This is a genomic window from Rhodoferax sp. RT5P35, from assembly GCF_056521385.1.
In genome coordinates this window covers 1-1,145 of the sequence record NZ_JBWMAX010000269.1, presented here as the reverse complement: position 1 = coordinate 1,145, position 1,145 = coordinate 1, and the positions used below count along the sequence as shown (strand labels likewise).

Below are 1,145 nucleotides of genomic sequence, written 5' to 3'. Positions count from 1 at the left end.
AAGAAGTACAAGCTGTGGCTGGTCGAAGATTGCTGCGATGCACTGGGCACCACCTACCGTGGCCAGATGGTCGGCACCTTTGGTGATATCGCGACCTTGAGTTTTTACCCGGCACACCACATCACCATGGGGGAAGGTGGTGCCGTCTTTACCAACCACGACGAACTCAAAACGATTGCAGAGAGCTTTCGTGACTGGGGGCGTGACTGTTACTGCCAGCCCGGCAAAGACAACACTTGCAACCAACGCTTCTGCCAGCAGTTGGGCGACCTGCCCTACGGCTACGATCACAAGTACACCTACAGCCATCTGGGCTACAACCTCAAGATCACCGACATGCAGGCCGCCTGCGGGCTCGCCCAGCTGGACAAGGCGCCCCAGTTCATCCAGGCCCGCAAAGACAACTACGCGTTCCTGAAAGAACGCCTGAAAGACTGCGAAGAATTCATCAACCTGCCTGAGCCCACAGAACATTCTGATCCCTCCTGGTTCGGCTTCCCGATCACCTTGAAAGAGAACTGCCCTGTCACGCGACTGGACTTGCTGACCTACCTGGATCAGAACAAGGTGGGCACACGCCTGCTGTTTGCCGGCAACCTGACGCGCCAACCCTACATGATCGGGGCCAACTACCGCATCAGTGGTGATTTGACCAATACCGACAATGTGATGAACAACACCTTCTGGATTGGGGTGCAACCGGCGCTGACCAGAGAGATGCTGGAGTTTGCTGCCAGCAAGATTGAGGCCTATCTGGGCGTGAACTTCTGATTTAACCATGCGCTCAGCCCTGCACACCCTCATCGCCGCAGGCGAATCTCAAACGCTGGAATTCAAAACCTCGTTTGACAAAGCCTGCATCGCCACGCTGGTCGCCTTTGCCAACGCGCAAGGCGGCGCGGTGCTGGTGGGCGTGAGCGATGCGGGTGTCGTGCTGGGCACAACAGTGGGCAAAGTAACGCTCAACGACTGGCTGGGGCAAATCAAGTCAGCCACCAGTCCGTCTCTCATCCCTGACATCAGCGCCTGCACCGAACAGGGCAAAACCGTGGTGGTCATTGGCGTGAGCGAATTCCCCGTGAAACCCGTCAACACCCGAGGACGCTACTTAAAGCGCGTGGCAAGCTCCAATCACCAACTCACCC

The 1,145-nt window shown here is 57.2% G+C and carries 2 protein-coding genes; both read left to right on the top strand.

Annotated elements, in window-relative coordinates; translation table 11 throughout:
* On the top strand, positions 1-771 hold a 771-nt coding region (rfbH, locus tag AC097L_RS25555), incomplete at its 5' end, for a lipopolysaccharide biosynthesis protein RfbH (protein WP_479589504.1).
* A 7-nt stretch (positions 772-778) separates the two neighbouring features.
* A partial coding sequence (locus AC097L_RS25550) for an AlbA family DNA-binding domain-containing protein (protein ID WP_479589503.1) occupies positions 779-1,145 on the top strand: 367 nt, incomplete at its 3' end.